This window comes from Gottfriedia sp. S16(2024) (assembly GCF_050473765.1).
Lineage (GTDB): Bacteria > Bacillota > Bacilli > Bacillales > Bacillaceae_G > Gottfriedia.
In genome coordinates this window covers 235569-254464 of record NZ_JBFLUO010000001.1, presented here as the reverse complement: position 1 = coordinate 254464, position 18896 = coordinate 235569, and the positions used below count along the sequence as shown (strand labels likewise).

At 33.3% G+C, this 18896-nt stretch carries 18 protein-coding genes and 2 other annotated features; of the genes, 11 read left to right on the top strand and 7 right to left on the bottom strand.

Features of this window, described 5'->3' with window-relative positions; all coding sequences use genetic code 11:
• Positions 1-100 precede the first annotated feature (100 nt).
• The 4 genes from AB1282_RS01385 (at position 101) to ccpA (ending at position 4430) form a co-directional block, all read left to right on the top strand.
• Positions 101-1060 (top strand): acetamidase/formamidase family protein, encoded by a 960-nt coding sequence (locus AB1282_RS01385; RefSeq protein ID WP_056473482.1) that lies wholly within the window; start codon positions 101-103, stop codon positions 1058-1060.
• Between the two features lie 24 nt (positions 1061-1084).
• Positions 1085-1918 carry an alpha/beta fold hydrolase gene (locus AB1282_RS01380; protein ID WP_056473484.1) on the top strand — a complete coding sequence of 278 codons (834 nt, stop codon included), beginning with the start codon at positions 1085-1087 and terminating at the stop codon, positions 1916-1918.
• Positions 1919-2102: 184 nt separating this feature from the next.
• Complete coding sequence (locus tag AB1282_RS01375) at positions 2103-3173, top strand: bifunctional 3-deoxy-7-phosphoheptulonate synthase/chorismate mutase (protein WP_056473486.1); 1071 nt, start codon at positions 2103-2105, stop codon at positions 3171-3173.
• A 258-nt stretch (positions 3174-3431) separates the two neighbouring features.
• A complete protein-coding gene (gene ccpA / locus AB1282_RS01370; protein WP_056473487.1) occupies positions 3432-4430 on the top strand; it encodes a catabolite control protein A in 999 nt (332 codons plus the stop codon).
• A gap of 468 nt (positions 4431-4898) precedes the next feature.
• Here the strand turns inward: ccpA and AB1282_RS01365 are convergent, their stop codons facing one another.
• The 3 genes from AB1282_RS01365 to AB1282_RS01355 are packed head-to-tail and all read right to left on the bottom strand — an operon-like array spanning position 4899 to position 7379.
• Positions 4899-6071 (bottom strand): acetoin utilization protein AcuC, encoded by a 1173-nt coding sequence (locus tag AB1282_RS01365; protein ID WP_429901037.1) that lies wholly within the window; start codon positions 6069-6071, stop codon positions 4899-4901.
• Complete coding sequence (locus AB1282_RS01360) at positions 6071-6712, bottom strand: acetoin utilization AcuB family protein (protein ID WP_056473491.1); 642 nt, start codon at positions 6710-6712, stop codon at positions 6071-6073. The genes AB1282_RS01365 and AB1282_RS01360 overlap by 1 nt, the downstream gene beginning before the upstream one ends.
• Before the next feature lie 34 nt (positions 6713-6746).
• Positions 6747-7379, bottom strand: a complete 633-nt coding sequence (locus AB1282_RS01355) for a GNAT family N-acetyltransferase (RefSeq protein WP_056473493.1) — start codon at positions 7377-7379, stop codon at positions 6747-6749.
• Positions 7380-7559: 180 nt separating this feature from the next.
• Here AB1282_RS01355 and acsA point away from each other — a divergent pair, with 180 nt between their 5' ends.
• Positions 7560-9278 carry an acetate--CoA ligase gene (gene acsA / locus AB1282_RS01350; RefSeq protein WP_056473495.1) on the top strand — a complete coding sequence of 573 codons (1719 nt, stop codon included), beginning with the start codon at positions 7560-7562 and terminating at the stop codon, positions 9276-9278.
• A gap of 46 nt (positions 9279-9324) precedes the next feature.
• Here acsA and AB1282_RS01345 read toward each other — a convergent pair whose 3' ends face one another.
• Both AB1282_RS01345 and AB1282_RS01340 read right to left on the bottom strand, forming a co-directional pair.
• Complete coding sequence (locus AB1282_RS01345) at positions 9325-9831, bottom strand: TPM domain-containing protein (protein WP_429898286.1); 507 nt, start codon at positions 9829-9831, stop codon at positions 9325-9327.
• Between the two features lie 166 nt (positions 9832-9997).
• Complete coding sequence (locus tag AB1282_RS01340) at positions 9998-10573, bottom strand: LemA family protein (protein ID WP_429898285.1); 576 nt, start codon at positions 10571-10573, stop codon at positions 9998-10000.
• Between the two features lie 187 nt (positions 10574-10760).
• Positions 10761-10991: a binding site (T-box leader), on the top strand.
• A gap of 66 nt (positions 10992-11057) precedes the next feature.
• Between AB1282_RS01340 and tyrS the strand changes: the two genes are divergently transcribed.
• The 6 genes from tyrS (at position 11058) to AB1282_RS01310 (ending at position 15965) form a co-directional block, all read left to right on the top strand.
• Positions 11058-12314: a tyrosine--tRNA ligase gene (gene tyrS / locus AB1282_RS01335; RefSeq protein ID WP_056473501.1), complete on the top strand. Its 1257-nt coding sequence runs from the start codon at positions 11058-11060 to the stop codon at positions 12312-12314.
• Between the two features lie 4 nt (positions 12315-12318).
• Positions 12319-12562, top strand: a binding site (T-box leader).
• A gap of 53 nt (positions 12563-12615) precedes the next feature.
• The gene (locus tag AB1282_RS01330) at positions 12616-13077 is read left to right on the top strand and encodes a GNAT family N-acetyltransferase (protein ID WP_429898284.1); all 462 of its coding nucleotides are present in this window, start codon (positions 12616-12618) and stop codon (positions 13075-13077) included.
• Between the two features lie 18 nt (positions 13078-13095).
• On the top strand, positions 13096-14475 hold the full coding sequence (gene nhaC / locus AB1282_RS01325; protein ID WP_429898283.1) for a Na+/H+ antiporter NhaC: 1380 nt from the start codon (positions 13096-13098) through the stop codon (positions 14473-14475).
• A gap of 57 nt (positions 14476-14532) precedes the next feature.
• On the top strand, positions 14533-14667 hold the full coding sequence (locus AB1282_RS01320) for a hypothetical protein (RefSeq protein ID WP_088013475.1): 135 nt from the start codon (positions 14533-14535) through the stop codon (positions 14665-14667).
• 200 nt (positions 14668-14867) lie between these two features.
• The gene (locus AB1282_RS01315) at positions 14868-15449 is read left to right on the top strand and encodes a YdcF family protein (RefSeq protein WP_429898282.1); all 582 of its coding nucleotides are present in this window, start codon (positions 14868-14870) and stop codon (positions 15447-15449) included.
• Positions 15450-15584: 135 nt separating this feature from the next.
• Entirely contained in the window at positions 15585-15965 is a 381-nt protein-coding gene (locus AB1282_RS01310) for a hypothetical protein (protein ID WP_056473506.1), read from the top strand.
• Positions 15966-16205: 240 nt separating this feature from the next.
• Here AB1282_RS01310 and AB1282_RS01305 read toward each other — a convergent pair whose 3' ends face one another.
• Both AB1282_RS01305 and AB1282_RS01300 read right to left on the bottom strand, forming a co-directional pair.
• A complete protein-coding gene (locus tag AB1282_RS01305) occupies positions 16206-17042 on the bottom strand; it encodes a hypothetical protein (RefSeq protein ID WP_429898281.1) in 837 nt (278 codons plus the stop codon).
• Between the two features lie 684 nt (positions 17043-17726).
• On the bottom strand, positions 17727-18761 hold the full coding sequence (locus tag AB1282_RS01300; protein WP_429898280.1) for a hypothetical protein: 1035 nt from the start codon (positions 18759-18761) through the stop codon (positions 17727-17729).
• Between the last annotated feature and the right edge of the window lie 135 nt (positions 18762-18896).

Here is an 18896-nt window from a genome sequence, read left to right as displayed (position 1 = left end):
ATTAAAGGTTAAAACAAGGGAAATCAAGTTATGTGCAGAAATTAATTATAGTTAAATTATTTTTACATATTAAAATTGAGCGGTGAAAGAAGGAGTAAATATGCAAGAGACATATAAATTTAAAACATCTAATCAGCATTTGCATGCATCTTTTAGTAACGAATATAAACCTATTCAAAAGATTCGTTCTGGTGATTTAATTGAATTTGATACGATTGATATCGGGTGGGGTTATTCGCATCAAAATGGAGAAAGAGTTAGATTCCAGTCAAGGGAAAAGGAAGAAGAATGGGGCCATCCTATGATTGGTCCAATTTATGTAGAAGGTGCTAAACCGGGGATGACACTTGAAATTAAAATAAACGAATTAAAAGCTGGCTGGTACGGCTGGAATTGTGCAGGTGGTAATAAGAATTGGCAAAATGACGCATTAGGTATTTCTGAAGAACCAGAAGTAACTTTAAACTGGCTAATCAATGAAAAAAATAATACAGCGATGACTAAAATTAGAGATAGGGATGTTACAGTACCAGTAATCCCATTTTTAGGAGTCCTAGCTACAGCGCCTTATGAATCAGGTGTTCATTCAACTATACCGCCAAGATATTGTGGTGGAAATATTGACTGTAAAGAGTTGGTAGAAGGTAGTACTTTGTATTTACCTATAGCCGTTGAAGGAGCACTTTTTTCTGCAGGTGATGGACACGCTGCACAAGGAGATGGGGAAGTATCTGGTCAAGCGATTGAAGCTCCTTTTGATAAAGTGAATCTTACTCTTACAGTAAGAGAGGATATGCAGATTAATATGCCACGAGCTAACACACCAGTAGGGTGGCTTACTTTTGGTTTTGATGAAGACTTAAATCTAGCAACTAAAACTGCATTAAATGGCATGGTCGAGTTAATTCAAGAGCTATACGATCTTGAAAAAACAGAAGCAGTTGCTTTAGCTAGTGTTTGTGTTGATTTGAGAATAACTCAAATTGTTAACCATGTTAAAGGTGTCCATGCTGTTTTGCCTCATAATATGAATATCACTTCAATTTATAAAAATAAATAGATTTGAAAATTGGAGGTTAATTAAATGCCGTTTTGTTCTATAAATAATGTTGATATAAACTATGAAATAATGGGTGAAGGAAAACCAATTGTTATGATTCATGGGTTTACCCCAGATTCTAGGTTAATGCAAGTTTGCATGGAACCTATTTTTGCGATGCGAAACGGTTATAAAAGAATTTACTTTGATCTTCCAGGTATGGGTAAAACAAAGGGCGATACTAACATTAATACGACAGATGATATGCTGAACATAGTCTTAAAGTTTATTGATACGATCATACCAGGTCAATCATTTTTATTAGCCGGAGAATCTTATGGGGGATATTTAGCACGAGGAATTATTGCTAATAGACCTGAAAAAGTAAAAGGTGTTGCTTTTATTTGTCCGCTGATTATTCCCGATTTTGAAAAAAGGTCGCTACCAAGCCATACGATAATAGTAGAAGATAAAACTTTTTTGAATCAATTAAATGAACTTGAAGAAGCTGATTTTCGTTCAAACAATGTTGTTTTAGATAAGAAAACTTGGGTCCGTTATAAAGATGAAATTGTTAGCGGATGTTCAATCGCCGATCAGGATTTTTTATCTAAAATAAGGAATAATTACGGATTTTCATTTGAAATAGATAAAATTAAGTTTAATGAACCAAGTTTATTTTTATTAGGATTACAAGACTCGGTCGTAGGATTTAAAGACGCATTTGCTATTCTTGAAAAATTTCCAAGAGCAACATTTGCAATTTTAGATAAAGCTGGCCATAATCTTCAAATAGAACAAGAGGATCTATTTAACTCGCTGATCACTGAATGGTTAGACAGAGTGGTGGAAGTAGAAGAAGGACTTACTATTAATTAAGATAAGAAAGAAGAGTTATTTTAATAACTCTTCTTTTTTATTTGGTCCAGCAACTTTTCCCATAGAGAATACAAAATATTCACTAAAAAAACATTTTTTTAAAATAATGCTCAAGTTTTGATTAGCTTTCAATAAAGTGTCATAATAACAAATGAGATATTGGTATTTGCAAGGAGGATTTAAATTGACTAAAAATGATTTAGAGCAACTTAGAATTGAAATAGACGAGATTAATCATCAAATATTTGAGTTATTAAATAAAAGAGGCGAAATCGCTAAAAAAATTGGGATAGCAAAAATTGATCAAGGCGTTAAACGTTATGACCCAGTTAGGGAACGTAAGATGCTAGATCATATTGCCGAAATTAATGAAGGTCCCTTTAGTACGGCTACCCTCCAACATATTTTTAAAGAAATTTTTAAAAGTAGCTTAGAACTTCAAGAAGAAGACGATAAAAAAGTTCTACTTGTTTCAAGAAAAAGAAAATCAGAAAACACGATCGTAAATGTAAATGGTGTTAATATTGGTGATGGAAGCCCAATTATTATTGCAGGCCCATGTGCAGTAGAGAGCTATGAACAAGTTGATTCTGTAGCGAAAGTGTTAAAGGAACAAGGAATTAAAATTATGCGTGGCGGTGCATTTAAACCACGTACTTCGCCTTATGACTTCCAAGGACTAGGTGAAGAGGGCTTAAAGATTTTAAAAGAGGTTGGCCAAAATCATGGGCTGGCAATTATTAGTGAAATAGTAAGCCCAGAACATATTGAAATGGCATTAGATTATGTTGATATCATTCAAATCGGCGCAAGAAATATGCAGAATTTTGAACTACTAAAAGCAGCAGGTTCTGTAAATAAACCAATCTTATTAAAAAGAGGTTTATCAGCGACAATCGAAGAATTCATTTATGCAGCTGAATACATTATGTCAGAAGGCAATCAAGAAATCATTTTATGTGAACGTGGCATAAGAACTTATGAAAAAGCTACGAGAAATACTTTAGATATAACAGCTGTTCCAATTTTAAAACAAGAAACACATTTACCAGTATTAGTTGATGTTACACATTCGACTGGTAGAAGAGACTTGCTAATTCCTGCAGCAAAAGCGGGCCTAGCAATTGGAGCTGATGGTATCATGGCAGAGGTTCATCCTGATCCTGCTACTGCTTTAAGTGACTCATCTCAGCAAATGAATTTTGATCAATTTGATCAATTTATGTCTGAAGTTAATTCTTTCATAAATCGATAATCAACATAAAAGCGCTGGCTGAACAAAATCAGTCGGCGCTTTTTGAATAATTTGTGAACGTTTGTTTTAAATTAGCAATATATAGTGATAAACTACAAATAATTTACAATTTTTTCTAATAGGTCTATTGAACGAATATTGGTTTCACTATAAGATAGAATGAAGCACTTTTTTGTGGAATATTGCGTTTTATGACTATTTTACCTAAATAAAAAACAAACTACATAATAGATAGAATAAAATAGAGGAGTGATGAAAATGACGGTTACGATTTATGATGTAGCACGCGAGGCAAACGTTTCTATGGCTACAGTTTCACGAGTAGTTAATGGTAATCCAAATGTTAAACCTACTACACGAAAAAAAGTAAACGAAGCAATCAGCCGTTTAGGATATAGACCAAATGCAGTAGCAAGAGGACTAGCAAGTAAAAAAACAACTACAGTTGGTGTAATTATTCCAGACATTTCAAATACTTTTTATGCAGAACTAGCACGTGGTATTGAAGATATTGCAACAATGTATAAATACAATATTATCTTAAGTAACTCGGATGAGAATGTTGAGAAAGAAATTACTTTAATAAATAATATGTTAGCAAAACAAGTTGACGGAATTTTATTTATTGGTGGAACAATTACCGATATTCATCAAGAAGAGTACGAAAAGGCTGGAGTTCCAATCGTATTAGCGACTACATATGATCAAGCTAATAAGATCCCTTCAGTAAATATCGATTATACTCAGGCGGCATTTGATGCAGTAGATTATTTAATTAAAAAAGGTCACCAAAAAGTAGCATTCGTAAACGGTCCTACTGAAACGAATATTATCGGATTAAGTAAGTTAGAAGGATATAAGCGTGCTTTACAAGAAAATGGAATCGAATTTGATGAAGATTTAGTAACTTATGGTGATAATACGTATGAATCAGGCAGTGAAGCCTTTGAAGCTTTCCATGAGCGTAATATTATCCCAAGTGCAATTTTCGTAGCATCTGATGAAATGGCGATTGGTGTAATCCACAGTGCCCAAGATCATGGAATATTAGTACCGAATAACCTTGAAGTTTTTGGATTTGATAATACAAGGCTGGCATTAATGGTGCGTCCAAAATTATCATCTGTTGCTCAACCAATGTATGATATTGGTGCAGTTGCAATGAGATTATTAACGAAGTATATGAATAAAGAGACAGTGGAAGATCATACAGTCATTCTTCCGCATCATCTTCAAATTAGACAATCAACAAAGTAAATGATGAAAGTAGCTTAGAATTTTAGTGATTCTAGGCTTTTTTGTTTTTAGGAGGAACTTATGGGGGAAGGAAAGATGGAGTAACGTTGACCTGCAAATAAATCTAAGAGGCCCGCAAATAAAGTTTAAATAAGTGCAAATAAAAGTAGAACTGCAAATAAAATCCAAGAACCGCAATTAAAAATAGCAAAACTGCAATTAAAATCGAAGAACTGCAATTAAATATATTAAAACAGCAATTAAAACTTTGTAAATCGCAAATAAAGCAATAGTATACATATACCGGTAATCGTATTTCACAACTTTATTAACAGATATTAGATCCTTATTAGTAATAAGCTAGCAAATTTGTTCTGATTCTATCTTTAAAAGAACCATATTTGAATTGAATTCTACTAATTCATGCTCAAAAATCTATCCGAAATAAAAAAACGCCGTCGAGATACCCTCTCAAGCGGCGCGTAGTAGTTAAATAAAAGGCTTCTTTTGCTGAACGTGCAATGGTTCAAGTGCACGGTATAAGACTTGCTCATTGTATTCCTCTATTTCCTTTTTCCTTGGAATAGGCTTTACGATTGATGGATTGTCTGTCCAGGTTATAGGTAACTCAACATTAGCAATTTTCTGCCATTTTCCTAGCCAGTTATCCGGTATTAGGTTTGAAGTTGGTTGTTGATTTGTCATAGCTATCCATACTTGTGACCAAGCTCTTGGTACTACTCTCCAGTAATCGTATCCCCCGCCAGCAACAGCAATCCATTTGCCATCGCAATATTTATGAGCGATTTCATGTGCGATTTTTGGGATTTCCTCGAATGTTTTCATTGTCGTACAAAGATGAGTTAATGGATCGTAACAATGCGAATCAGAGCCATTTTGGGTGAGAATTACATCTGGTTTGAAGTAGTCAGCTATATCGTTTATTGCTTTTTTATAGCTTAATAGAAATGATTCGTCTTCGGTGAATGCATCAATTGGAATGTTAAAAGAGTATCCGAAACCTTTTCCTTGTCCTCTTTCGGTTACCGCACCTGTACCGGGAAATAGATATTTACCAGTTTCATGTATTGAAAGTGTGCAAACAGTCGGGTCATCATAAAATGCCCACTGAACTCCGTCTCCATGGTGTGCGTCCGTATCTACATATAACACCTTTAAACCGTATTTCTGTTGAATATATTTTATGGCGATTGCACAGTCATTATAAACACAAAAACCAGAGGCTTTTCGTTTAAAACCATGATGTAGTCCACCACCTAAATTAAAAGCATGATTGGATTTTCCCTCTAGAACGGCATCTACTGCTGTTAATGTGCCACCAACAATTAAAGAACTGGCCTCGTGCATATTTTTAAAAATGGGTGTATCTTCAGTTCCAAGCCCGAATTGTTCAGCAATATTTGCACTAACTGGTTCGAGACTTGCTTTTTTAACTTGATTGATAAATTGTAAATCATGAAAAAGGAGCAGCTCGTCATCTGTTGCTAATCTTGGTGGAATAGTATCATCATTATTTAATAGATTACTAGATTTTAATAGTTCATAAACTAATTGAGAGCGAATCGGATTAAATGGATGTTTTTCATTGAATTGATAGGCATGGTATTCTTCACTATAAACTAAGTATGCATCCTTTTTCATCATGATTCACTCGCTTCATTTGGCCAAAGAATTTTATATCCTTCAGTTTTTAATGTTTGAATGATCGTAAGTGGATTCATCGTTTGAATTCTAAATACGAGAACCTTATGATCCACTTCTTTTGCAGGGTAAACAAGGACACTTACAATATTTATGTTTTCTTTTGAAAAAACGTTAACAACGTCACTTAAAATGCCTGGATGATCATGGACTAAGATTTCTATTTGGGAGCTAGGTTGATATGCTCCTGTTAAAGTTACTAGAGTGTGTAATACATCAATTTCGGTTACAAGTCCGATTAATTTTCCGCTAGATACGACTGGTAAACAGCCTATTTTATATTGATAGAAATAAGTTGCTACTTCTTCAACAAAGTCAATTGGACTGCAAGTTATGACATTAGTCGTCATAATTTTTTCAACAGGAACCTCAAGTACAGATGAAAATGCTTGTGGAAATAATGTTGAAGGTAGGGCATCGCGTACATCTCGATCAGAAATGATTCCAACCACTTGGTCATCTTCATTAATGATTGGAATATGACGAACATCACCTGTTCGAAAAATTGTTACTGCATCGCCAATTGTATTTTCTTTTTTTAAAGTAATGTTTGAACTGCGCATAATATCTTGAATAAGCATTATTTGAATCCTACCTTTCGAGAATAAAGTTCAATTAGTACATATATCTTTGTAAAAAGCGTAGTGCGTCAAATGCTTGAATTTCTTCAGTTGTAACTCGTTTTCCCATTCTTACCATTAAACAGTTTGCTGGATGCGAACAGATTTCAGGATCATCAGTTGCAAATTGGATGAGTCCACCGGCATTCATCATTTTTTCCATCATTTTTCGGTATTCCCATACATTTAAACCAGTACCTTTTAAATCCCAATGCCAATAATACTCTGTTGTGATAATGATATAGTCTTCCATTGCATCATCTAGCATTGATAGAATTAACATGTTTTTAGCAACTGAAAAACCTCGAAATTCAGGTATTACTTCAATTGCTCCAAGCTCGATTAAATTTTCTAAAGTTGTTTTTGACCATCTTTCAAGTGGGTCTGGATATAAATAAGTTACATAACCTACGATTGTTTGTTCAAGTCTAGCAATAATAATTCTAGCTTCAGGTAGACTAGCAATTTCAACAATTGCTTTATGTTGTTGTACTGGTTGTCTAAAAGATGTTAAATTTTCATGAAATTGATATGTTTCAAGTAAGGCAGATTCGACTGGTCCCTCTATAATTAATTCACCATGTACAGTTTGGATTGTTTTTGAAAAATATTTTTTTGGGTGATCCAATATTACTCACTCCCTTTAGAAAACACCTTTTTAATAATCATACTAAAAAATGCAGGAAAGACATACAGGAAAAAAAACAGTAGGTGTCTAATACATATAAATGGTTAATTTATTAAAAATACTGAAAATTAAATCTTATCATTGTATAATGATAGTAGAGAATATCAAGGAGGGATTTAGATGAAGGTGGAAGCGCTTCCTGTAAAAAATGGACAATTTAATTTAAAAAACTACGAGGAAACTTATAAAAATTTTAAGTGGGAAGATGTAGAGAAAGAGTTTTCTTGGTATACAACACAAAAGTATAATGTAGCATTTGAAGCTATCGATCGTCATGCAAATTCTGATCGGAAAGATAAAGTTGCGTTGTATTACAAAGATGATAAGCGAAATGAAAAATATACGTATGAAGAAATGAAAATTAATTCAAATAAGGCTGCAAATGTTTTAAAACAATTCGGTGACGTTGAAAAAGGTGATCGAGTATTTATTTTCATGCCTCGTCAACCAGAATTGTATTTTGCGCTTTTAGGAGCTTTAAAATTAGGTGCTATTGTTGGACCTTTATTCGAGGCATTTATGGAAGGTGCTGTTAAGGATCGTTTAGAGGATAGTGAGGCAAAGGTATTAGTAACAACGCCAGAATTATTATCACGTGTCCCAGTTAATGATCTACCTGCGTTAAAAACAATCTTCCTTTTAGGCGATGACGTTGAGGAAGGCGGTAAATTTGTTGATTTTAAAGCTCGTTATAAAGAGGCGAAATCAGATTTTGAGATTACATGGTTAAATCGCCACGATGGTTTAATTTTACATTATACTTCAGGGTCAACTGGAAAACCAAAAGGTGTTCTTCACGTTCAACAAGCGATGATCCAACACTATCAAACTGGTAAATGGGTGACAGATCTTCAACAAGATGATGTTTACTGGTGCACAGCGGATCCAGGTTGGGTAACTGGAACTTCTTACGGTATTTTTGGACCTTGGTTAAATGGTGCTTCTAACGTAATATTAGGAGGTCGTTTCAGTCCAGATGCTTGGTACGAAACAATTCAAGAATTCGGAGTAACGGTTTGGTATAGTGCTCCAACAGCATTCCGTATGCTTATGGGTTCAGGGGAAGACGTTATTAAGAAGTATGATTTAAGTTCACTTCGACATATTTTAAGTGTTGGTGAGCCTTTAAATCCAGAGGTAGTTCGTTGGGGAGCAAAGGTATTTAATTTACGAATCCATGATAATTGGTGGATGACCGAAACTGGAGCTTCATTAATTTGTAACTATCCATGTATGCCAATTCGCCCTGGTTCAATGGGTAAACCATTCCCAGGAATCGAGGCAGCTATTGTTGATAATAACGGAAATGAAGTTGCTCCATATACGATGGGAAATCTAGCGATTAAAAAGGGTTGGCCATCGATGATGAACACAATTTGGAATAATGAAGCAAAATTCCAATCATATTTCTTAAATGATGAGTGGTATGTTTCAGGTGATTCAGCATATATGGATGAGGATGGATATTTCTGGTTCCAAGGTCGAGTAGATGATGTAATTATGACTTCAGGCGAGAGAGTAGGTCCATTTGAAGTAGAGAGTAAACTTGTCGAGCATCCTGCGATTGCAGAAGCTGGTGTAATTGGAATACCAGATCCTGTAAGAGGTGAGATTATTAAAGCGTTTGTTGCGCTAAGAGATGGGTATGTTGCTTCAGATGAATTGAAGGAAGAAATCCGTAACTTTGTAAAACTAGGACTAGCAGCTCATGCAGCACCTAGACAAATCGAATTCCGTGATAAATTACCAAAAACTCGAAGCGGAAAAATTATGCGAAGAGTATTAAAAGCATGGGAGTTAGACCTTCCAACTGGTGATTTATCAACGATGGAAGATTAATAAAAAAGAAAACCATTGGAAAAATATCCAATGGTTTTTTGTTGTTTTAAAATTTACGATCGGAGCCACCACCGCCTCTTGGCCCACCGCCGCCCGAAGAGTTTAATAATGCAGGTAATAAATTCAAAATGAAATAAGTAAGTACACCATTAAAGAACATCATATCAATGATGATGAATACTTTTAAAGTGTCCCATAAATGACTTGTTTTAGAATGACCAGTTTGTTCAGATCCATTTAAAATAACATTATATAGTGATTTATATGTGTTTGTTAATGCAAGGGATTCTTCACCTTTTTTCAAATAGGGTATAGCACTCTGGTCTAGAATTTTACCAGATCTAATATCTGTTACAACTCCTTCTAAACCATATCCTACTTCGATTCTTATTTGTCTGTCTTTTTTAGCATATAACAAAAGAACACCATTATTTTTCTCTTTATTACCTAAACCATATTTTCGAAATGCTGTATTAGCATATTCTTTAATATCATTTCCTTCGAGACTTGGGATTGTTAATACCGCAAGTTGAGCAGAGGTAGTGTCTTCCAATTTTTCCCTAATTGAATTAGAGTTTGCGTATCTTCTCTGTTAAGAACATTTGCATAATCTTGTACATAAATGTCTCCTACTTGAGAAGGTACTTTAATTTCAGCATTTGCTCCTGTAGCAAATGAAAAAAGAAATCCTATTAGGAATATTGATGAGAGAAATTTTCTCATTTATTACCTGCGCCACTAAAGTCAACCTCAGGTGTGGCTTTATCTTTTTCAGATACCTCAAAGTAATCCTTCTTCTCGAATCCAAAAGGTCCAGCTACTAGTACACCAGGGAATTTTTTGATTTTTTGGTTGTAAACAGTTACTGCATCATTGTAATCTTTACGAGCAATAGCTAGTCGATTTTCAGTTCCTTCTAGGCTATCCATTAATGCTTGGAAATTAAGATTTGATTTTAAATCAGGATAGTTTTCTAAAAGTACTAATAGACGACTTAATGCTCCAGACAATTCTGCATCAGCTTTACTTTTATCAGCAGTCGTTTGAGCACCAGCTAATTTTGCGCGTGCATCTGTTACTGAAGCAATCACATCTTTCTCTTGTGTAGCATATCCTTTTACTGTATTTACTAAGTTTGGTATTAAATCTGAATGACGTTTTAGTTGGTTATCAACTTGTGACATTTTATTTGTTACATTTTCTTCCTGAGTCACAAAGCTATTATAGCTTCCGACACCCATAAAGATTAGAACGACTACAATAATTAAAGCAATCCATATTCCTTTATTCTTCAAGAAAAAACACTTTATTTCCAAAATATGTATTTTTAAAGATGTTAGTATTAATATTTAACCATATTATTTGATAGAAAGCATTTTTATTCAAATATTGAATGACAATTTAAATAAAATTAATAAAAATTTAATTATCTATTTGACTTAAACGTTTTATTTGTGATATAAATGTTTCATAACATTTTAATAGTGAGCGTTGAAAGGCTTAGTAGTGTGAATGGTATTGGATCAGAGAGCTAATGGTTGGTGAGAATTAGCACAGACATTGACATGAATTACACCCTGGAGCATTCTTTTTCGAAATTTGTTTAATGCAAATTAGGATTAGAACGGTTAACAACCGTTAATTGTATGAGAGGTAGCTGTTTTATTAGCTACAACTAGGGTGGTACCGCGATTATAATTATTCGTCCCTACTGTTTATCAGTAGGGACTTTTTATTTTGTTTAAACAACGTATAGAACATAAAAGGGGTGGGCTAAAAATGGAAAACATCTTACAAGATTTAGAATTTCGTGGATTAATTAATCAAATGACAGATGAAGAAGGTCTACAAAAATTATTAAGCGAAGAATCTGTTTCATTATATTGTGGTTTTGACCCAACTGGTGATAGCTTACACATTGGTCACTTATTACCAGTGTTAATGTTAAAGAGATTTCAAGTTGCAGGACATAAACCAATTGGTTTAGTAGGTGGAGCAACTGGAATGATCGGTGATCCAAGTGGTAAGAAGGCAGAACGTACGTTAAATACTACAGAAACAGTAAAAATGTTCAGTGAACGAATTCGTACACAATTATTACCATTTTTAAACTTCGAAGGTGAAAATGCTGCTAAAGTAGTTAATAACTTTGATTGGACAGGCGAATTAGATGTTATTACATTCTTACGTGACATCGGTAAAAACTTCGGATTAAACTACATGCTTGCTAAAGATTCAGTTGCATCTCGATTAGAAGCAGGTATTTCATTTACTGAATTTAGTTATATGATTTTACAATCATATGATTTCTTAAAATTATACCAAGACCATAACTGTAAATTACAAATTGGTGGTAGTGACCAATGGGGTAATATTACAGCCGGTATGGAATTAATCCGTAAGACAGAAGAAGATTCAAAAGCTTTCGGACTTACAGTACCTTTAGTAACAAAAGCTGATGGTTCTAAATTTGGTAAAACAGAAGGCGGAGCAGTTTGGTTAGATCCAGAAAAAACAACTCCATACGAATTCTACCAATTCTGGATTAATACAGATGACCGTGATGTAGTTAAATACTTGAAATACTTTACTTTCCTATCAAAAGAGGAAATTTTAGAGCTTGAGAAACAATTTAATGAAGCTCCTGAACAACGTGTTGCTCAAAAAGCATTAGCTGCTGAAGTAACAAAACTAGTTCACGGTGAAGAAGCGCTTGATCAAGCAATTAAAATTACAGAAGCACTATTTAGTGGATCTGTAAAAGAATTAACTGCTGCTGAGATTAAACAAGGTTTTAAAGATGTACCTTCATTTAATTTAAGTGAAGCAGAAAAAGGATTAGTAGACTTACTAGTTGAAGCAAAAATTTCTCCATCAAAACGTCAAGCTCGTGAAGATGTACAAAATGGTGCGGTTTATGTAAATGGAGACCGTATACAGGACGTTGCAACAGTGTTAACTAAACAAGATGCAATTGAAGAGCAATTTATTATTATCCGTCGTGGTAAGAAGAAATACCACTTGGTTACATTATAATATCGAACAAACAGTGAACGAAAAAGCAGTAGTTTGATTGGTAGTAGTTCAGAGAGCGAGTGGTTGGTGAAAACTCGTCTACACAATCAAATGAATTACATTTCGGGAGTTTTCTTTTCGTAGTTAGTTTATCTAATGAAGGGAAGAACGTAAGTCTACGTTACAGATTCGAGTGATAAGGAATTTTTCTTTTATAAGTATTTATTTCTTATAACTAGGGTGGTAACGCGATCGAGGTCGTCCCTATATTTTATAGGGGCGCCTCGATTTTTTATTGGTTTTTTTTGAAAGGGTGAAAATCATGGAGATATTTGCAACGAAAGATTACCGAATATTGGCAAAACTTAATGAAGGTGTTCAAAACCTACATGCTGATTTATTTCCAGAGTTTTTTAAAGTTCATAATCCGGCTGAAATAACTGAGTTTTTCAAGAGTGTAGTTGATAAACCAGAACATCATTTTTTCGTCGTAAAAGATGTCGAAGAATTAGTCGGTTATGCTTGGATTGAAATAAAAAATATTGCTGAAGGACCTATTAAAAAGGCTTTTCGGTTAGGGTATGTTCATCAGATCAGTATTAATGAAGAAAAAAGAAATAAGGGATACGGTTCATTCTTAATTCATAAAATTGCTTCATTTGCACGTGAGAATAATCTTTCTAGAATTGAGTTAGATTATTGGATCGATAATAAAAATGCAAGTAGCTTTTATGAGAAACTTGGGTTTGTAAAGTTTCGTGAACACGTATATATGGATGTATAAATAAGGGAGAGTATATAAATGAAAAATATAGAATTAGGTACGTTAATCGTACTATTCGCAGTTATTATGTCTAGTTGTCTAGTTATATTAAAATCAGATCCACAAATTCCACTTCTTCTATGTGTTGTTTGTTTAGCTGTATTTGGACTATTTAAGGGATTTAAATGGGAACAGATTGAAAATGGTATGAAAAAAGGTATTCAAAATGGATTGTCACCAACATTAATCTTAATGATGATTGGTTTATTAATTGGTTCTTGGATGCTAAGTGGTACAGTACCTACATTATTATTTTACGGAATTTCTGTTCTTTCAGCGAAATGGTTTGCGATCAGTGCAATTTTTATTACAATCATTGTTGCTAGTTTTACAGGTAGTACGTTTACAACAATCGCTACAGTTGGTGTTGCGTTAATGGGAATCGCTCATATTATGGGGATTCCACCAGCAATTGCTGCAGGTGCGATTATTAGTGGAGCGTGTTTTGGTGATAAGATGTCACCGATCTCAGATACAACGAATTTCGTTCCAAGTATTTTAGGAATAAAGGTTAATGAGCATATTCGACACATGGCATATACAACAATTCCAGCATTAATTGTTACCATTATTTTATTCTTAATCATTGGTATGGGGCATGGTAATACAGATATGGCGCAAGTTACAGAAATGAAAAAAGCAATTTCATCTAGCTTTGAAGTGAATCCATTGTTATTAATCCCATGTTTAATCGTTTTTATTATGGCATTTAGAGGTTTTTCAACTTTACCAACAATGTCTGCAGGTATTGTTAGTTCATTAGTTTTAGCGTTTTTCATTCAAAAAGGTATTACGCTTGCAAAAGTGTTTAAAACCTTACAAGATGGATTCCAAACGGATACAGGAAATGAAATGCTTAATTCGATTGTTAACCGTGGAGGATTACAATCGATGATGTGGTCTGTGTCATTAATATTTATTGCACTTGCTTTAGGCGGATTATTACAAGAGCTACGTGTATTCGAGACATTAATACAGTCATTATCTAATTTGAAACGTAAAGGGAATATTATTATTGCAAGTACATTATCGGCTATGAGTGTAAATCTTTTAACAGGTGAACAATATTTATCAATTCTACTTCCTGGGCAATTATTAAAGGATGTATTTATCAAAAAAAATATTCCACTTAAAAACTTATCACGTGCATTAGAAGATGGAGGAACACTTTTTAATCCAATCGTTCCTTGGAGTGTAAGTGGAGCATTTTTTGCTTCAACATTAGGAGTACCTGTTATTGATTACTTACCGTTTTCATTTGTATTATTTATTACGCCATTATTCAGTATGATAGCTGCTTTATTGGGTAAAGGATTAGAAGTTGAAAATAAAGGTGAAAGTTCAAGAAAAGTCGCATAAACAATTTGTTTCTACGTAAACTAGTTTTTGTACGAACTGGTTAATGGAGGGAAAAAAATGAGTCATGCAGCAGGTGGTTCTAAGAAAAATCGTCCTAGTGATGCAAATCATGTAGATGCAAAAACGAAAGCACATCAAAAGAGACTTTCGAAGGATCAACATAATCCTATGGGCGAGAAGTATCCTAGATAAATGAATAAATAATTTTGAATCAATCAATCCCTTATACGAAAGAAAGGCAAAGGCATTTCTTTTCGGATAGGGGATTTTTTATTTACAGGCTATTTCAAATAATGTTAAATATTTGTGGAATATTCCAAAATTTAGTGAAATCCACTTAATTATTAGATAGAATAAAGGTTAAAGTAATTTTATTTAAGGGGATAAAGGTAATGAGCTTATTTAAAATAATTACATATATAATAATTATTGGGATACTAAGCTATGTATTCTGTATCGTTTTTATCGGTGTAAATAGCTTTTTGCAATATCAGCATAAAGTACCTAAAAACGCCGATTATGTTATTGTGTTAGGTGCTGGTTTGAAAAAAGATAAGCCTACAAGAGCTTTACGTTATCGAATTGAAACAGCAGCTAAATATGCTAAGGAAAATAGAAGTGCTAAAATTATTGTTTCAGGTGGAAAAGGTAACGATGAATTGATATCAGAAGCTGAATGTATGAGGCTAGAATTAATCAAATTAGGAATTGAAGAAAATCGAATCGTTATAGAAGATTTATCAACAAATACATACGAGAATATGAAATTCTCCAAAAAACTCATTCAAAACGATCAAGCTCAGGGAGTCGTTGTTTCAAATGATTATCATTTATTTAGATCTTTAAAATTGGCTAAAAAACAAGGGTTAAATGTAGTCGGTCTTCCTGCAAAAACACCAAAAGTAATCATACCGAATGCATACTTTAGAGAATGTTTATCTATTTTAAAAGCTATTTACTATAAACAAATCTAAAGATTGCGGGCAACTATACCTTTTTTATAAAAACTATCTTTTAATTTGTACCAATGTCCGTTTCAATTCTTCTTGTTGAAACATTTTATATTATATGGATTTGCTTGTCCAAATAATATAAAAGGAGTGACGTTGATGTCGTCAAAATGTTCAAAATTTTTATCAACTGGGGTATTAAGAAGACATTCTGATACTCAGTTTTTAACAGTTGAAGCAGTTAATCTTGACCCTGATGACGCTCGTTCTGTGAGTGTATTCATGTTTAACTGGTCCAGCGGTTCACCTGTGATTCTTCCTATGGTTGACCCAACTACAATAACAATTCCACCAAACTCTTATAGAACATTTAGATCTTTCCAACTTCCACCAAATTTATTTGCATATGAAGTAAGAATTCTTCATCCGAAAGATCAAGATGTTATAGTAAATGTATTTGGACTTAGTGACATTGCATTTGATCCTCAAGAAGGTAATAATGCACTGCAACATGACTTAGCGGTAGTGAAATTAAAATAATATAAAAGATTATTTAAATACACCTCTCATTTCCGCATAAGTAGCCCTTCGAGTAAAGTCGAGGGCTCTTTTTAGTAAGCTTATATAAAAAATGAAGAGGAATAAATAAACTCCCTATCAAGTCTGGTAGGGAGTTTATGATGTATGCATTATTAAGTTAATCTAGGTATCATATAATATTTATGATTCTTTTTTGGTTGTAAATTTTTACCTAAAATCAGAAAGTTAAATATGAATGATCTATTTAATCACCGAATATGTAAAAGCAATTCCAACAGGTCTTTTATATTTACCGGAGGATTCTTTTTTGTCGGTTCCGATCCATGGATTATTCCATACTTCAAAATTATATATCTTTAAGTAATCCTTTGCAGTGATACGATAAGTTTTACCGGCTGGAATACTTACTTCGTAGGTGTCAGAAATAGTATAGTTGCTTTTATAAGAAATTCCTAATTCCCCAGCTATTGCTTTAATAGGTAAACCTGCAGTACCAGAAACTTCTATCTGTCTTGACTCAGTTATAGACATTGATGCGGTACATTTACCTTTATAAGAACTCATACGAATCACTTCACCATTCCCATAAGTAGTATTACCTTTTTTGACATATAACCCGTTTTCCCATCTAGCTTTAATAGGAGTTGCAACTTCCTTGTCGAGATAACTGTCAATTTGGTCCTCTTTAATAACTACAGTGTATCCAAGAATATTTTCATCTTCTAATGGATTAATGACACCTGACTTCTGTAGGTCGTTTAAAACATCTTCGTTTGACACATCTATTTGTAAATCTCCAATTTCATTAACCCCTATTTCAACTCCAGGTTCATCTTTTGAAACTACAACATCCTGACCTATTTCAAAGGTATTTTTCTTTGCTAATTCCTCATTAACTTCTTTTAGAGAATCTATATCTGTCAAAAGTTCAGTAGAAGGAGCATTCGAAACTTGTTTCTCTACTGTGAAATTTTTAATTTCTTCAGCCATAACATTCTCGGTTTTTTTGGCTAAAAATCGATAGGAAAATGTAAAAGTTAAAACTAGAGAAAGAATAACGACAAAAGCTTTTTTCATATCAAACCTCCGAATTTATAGTATGTAAATCTATTCACAATGTAAGTGTATAATAAATATTGAGATTTGAGTGTGTCTAAAAAAAGGCATTTTGTTTTAAAAATGGAACATTTCGAAGATCGATAGGGGATGTAGTTTTAAGTTAATTTTCTTCAACGCTTTGTAAAGACAAAAGCCTATTATACTAAAATAAAAATTGAATTTATAAAACTACATTAAAAACAATTTAGCCGATGTTTCTAATGGTTTAGTGAGTACTAGTACAAACTTGAAATAAATAAACCCCCCTATTACTATAATAGGGGGGGTTAGAGGTGTGCCCTGCATGCGCATAATAGGGTGACAGTCCCTAGCCACGAAGTCATCCTTTATAAGATGACTTTTTTACTGTTTAATGGGCTAAGTTTTCTAAAAAATTTACAAAATCTAGAAAAATTTCGTCATGTTCACATGCTTTTATTACTAGTGTCAATGAAACGTTTAATTTTTTGTCAAATATTGATGTTAGTTTCGATTTAAAATTTGTGTCCACTATATCAGGTAAATCTAGATCGGAATATTCTTTTCTTATCATGTATAATGCAGCACTTTTTCTATTATCTAATAAAATAATATTGTATGTGGCACATATATCATAAATAATTCCTCTTACTTCTCTATTGGTGTTAGTTAATTCGGTAAAATTCATAAAAATATCCAATCTGCAGCTTTAATTGCGTATGAAACTGCGTTTGCTATCATTTCTCGAGTACCTTTGTTTGTAATTCCCCATTTCCTTAATTGCTCAGGTAAGTGTGTTCTAGCATAAGCAGCCGCAGAGTCGCCCATAGATGCTATAGAATTTACCCAGTTTCCAGATTTACTCGTTACACGTTTAAAACTTTTAGCAGCTGCCTTATCAAGTAAACCCATTTTGTCTAAGATGTCTACAGTTTTATCTCCAGATTTTATTAACATACTAGCAACTTTTAAAGCTGCTTTTGATTTTACACCATTTGTAGTTATTTCAGAAGTTTCTTGCTTTAAATTTTCAATTATGTACAAGGATTGTAAATCTACTGTAAGCAGATTTAATTCTTCTTCAGATAATTCTTTTAGAAAAGGTGGTGCTTCTATAGGGAATATTGCAGATGCAGCATAAGAAATTGGAGTTGCTCCATCTTCATAGACTCCTGCTACACGAACGTAATACTCGGTACTTTCAGAATAATTCAAACCTCCGTTAACTTCAAATGCTTTTTGATAAAGTGTTGATGGATCTGAAGCGAAATCTGTTCCATTGCCATTGCGTAAGAAGTTTACCTGTCCTAATTCAATTTGTTCATCAGTTGGGAACATACCTTTTCCTTTTGTAGTCCATGTGGTCTGGTTTGCAGGAACATCCCAGTAACTATGTATTGATCCATTAAATAAGATTATCTGATATTTTGTGACACCTTCAACAGGCTTCCAAGAAACATTTAAATACCCTGTTCCAGTTCCATCTTCATTAGAAAATGCTTCTACAGTAGGCATAGGTATTTGAGGATATTTATCATTTACTGCTCTACCTTGTAAGAAAGGTGGTGCTGGTAAACTAGTTTGAGTGTTTACTTGATTAATAGTGTTCTCTTTAATTGGTTTGATGATCTCTTCAGCATGAGACTTCATTGGAATAATAGAACCTAAGATAGCTGCTGTTATTGCAGTAACAGTAGCTTGTTTAAATAATTTTTTCATGTAATACCTCCATATAGTAATATTTTTGGACTTATGAAAACATTACTCTATTAATAGAGGTTGTGTGATTCCTTATTTTAAATATAAAATTTCAAAATTGAATTAATATAATTTGGGTTGATTTTGATACTATTT

Bases quoted from the DNA above. Each gene is read 5' to 3' on its own strand.
- acsA (WP_056473495.1), top strand. From the start codon at position 7,560: ATGAAGGTGGAAGCGCTTCCTGTAAAAAATGGACAATTTAATTTAAAA.
- AB1282_RS01385 (WP_056473482.1), top strand. From the start codon at position 101: ATGCAAGAGACATATAAATTTAAAACATCTAATCAGCATTTGCATGCA.
- AB1282_RS01310 (WP_056473506.1), top strand. From the start codon at position 15,585: ATGTCGTCAAAATGTTCAAAATTTTTATCAACTGGGGTATTAAGAAGA.
- nhaC (WP_429898283.1), top strand. From the start codon at position 13,096: ATGAAAAATATAGAATTAGGTACGTTAATCGTACTATTCGCAGTTATT.
- AB1282_RS01360 (WP_056473491.1), bottom strand. From the start codon at position 6,712: ATGCTTATTCAAGATATTATGCGCAGTTCAAACATTACTTTAAAAAAA.
- AB1282_RS01300 (WP_429898280.1), bottom strand. From the start codon at position 18,761: ATGAAAAAATTATTTAAACAAGCTACTGTTACTGCAATAACAGCAGCT.
- AB1282_RS01365 (WP_429901037.1), bottom strand. From the start codon at position 6,071: ATGAAAAAGGATGCATACTTAGTTTATAGTGAAGAATACCATGCCTAT.
- AB1282_RS01305 (WP_429898281.1), bottom strand. From the start codon at position 17,042: ATGAAAAAAGCTTTTGTCGTTATTCTTTCTCTAGTTTTAACTTTTACA.
- AB1282_RS01315 (WP_429898282.1), top strand. From the start codon at position 14,868: ATGAGCTTATTTAAAATAATTACATATATAATAATTATTGGGATACTA.
- AB1282_RS01380 (WP_056473484.1), top strand. From the start codon at position 1,085: ATGCCGTTTTGTTCTATAAATAATGTTGATATAAACTATGAAATAATG.
- AB1282_RS01330 (WP_429898284.1), top strand. From the start codon at position 12,616: ATGGAGATATTTGCAACGAAAGATTACCGAATATTGGCAAAACTTAAT.
- AB1282_RS01320 (WP_088013475.1), top strand. From the start codon at position 14,533: ATGAGTCATGCAGCAGGTGGTTCTAAGAAAAATCGTCCTAGTGATGCA.
- ccpA (WP_056473487.1), top strand. From the start codon at position 3,432: ATGACGGTTACGATTTATGATGTAGCACGCGAGGCAAACGTTTCTATG.
- tyrS (WP_056473501.1), top strand. From the start codon at position 11,058: ATGGAAAACATCTTACAAGATTTAGAATTTCGTGGATTAATTAATCAA.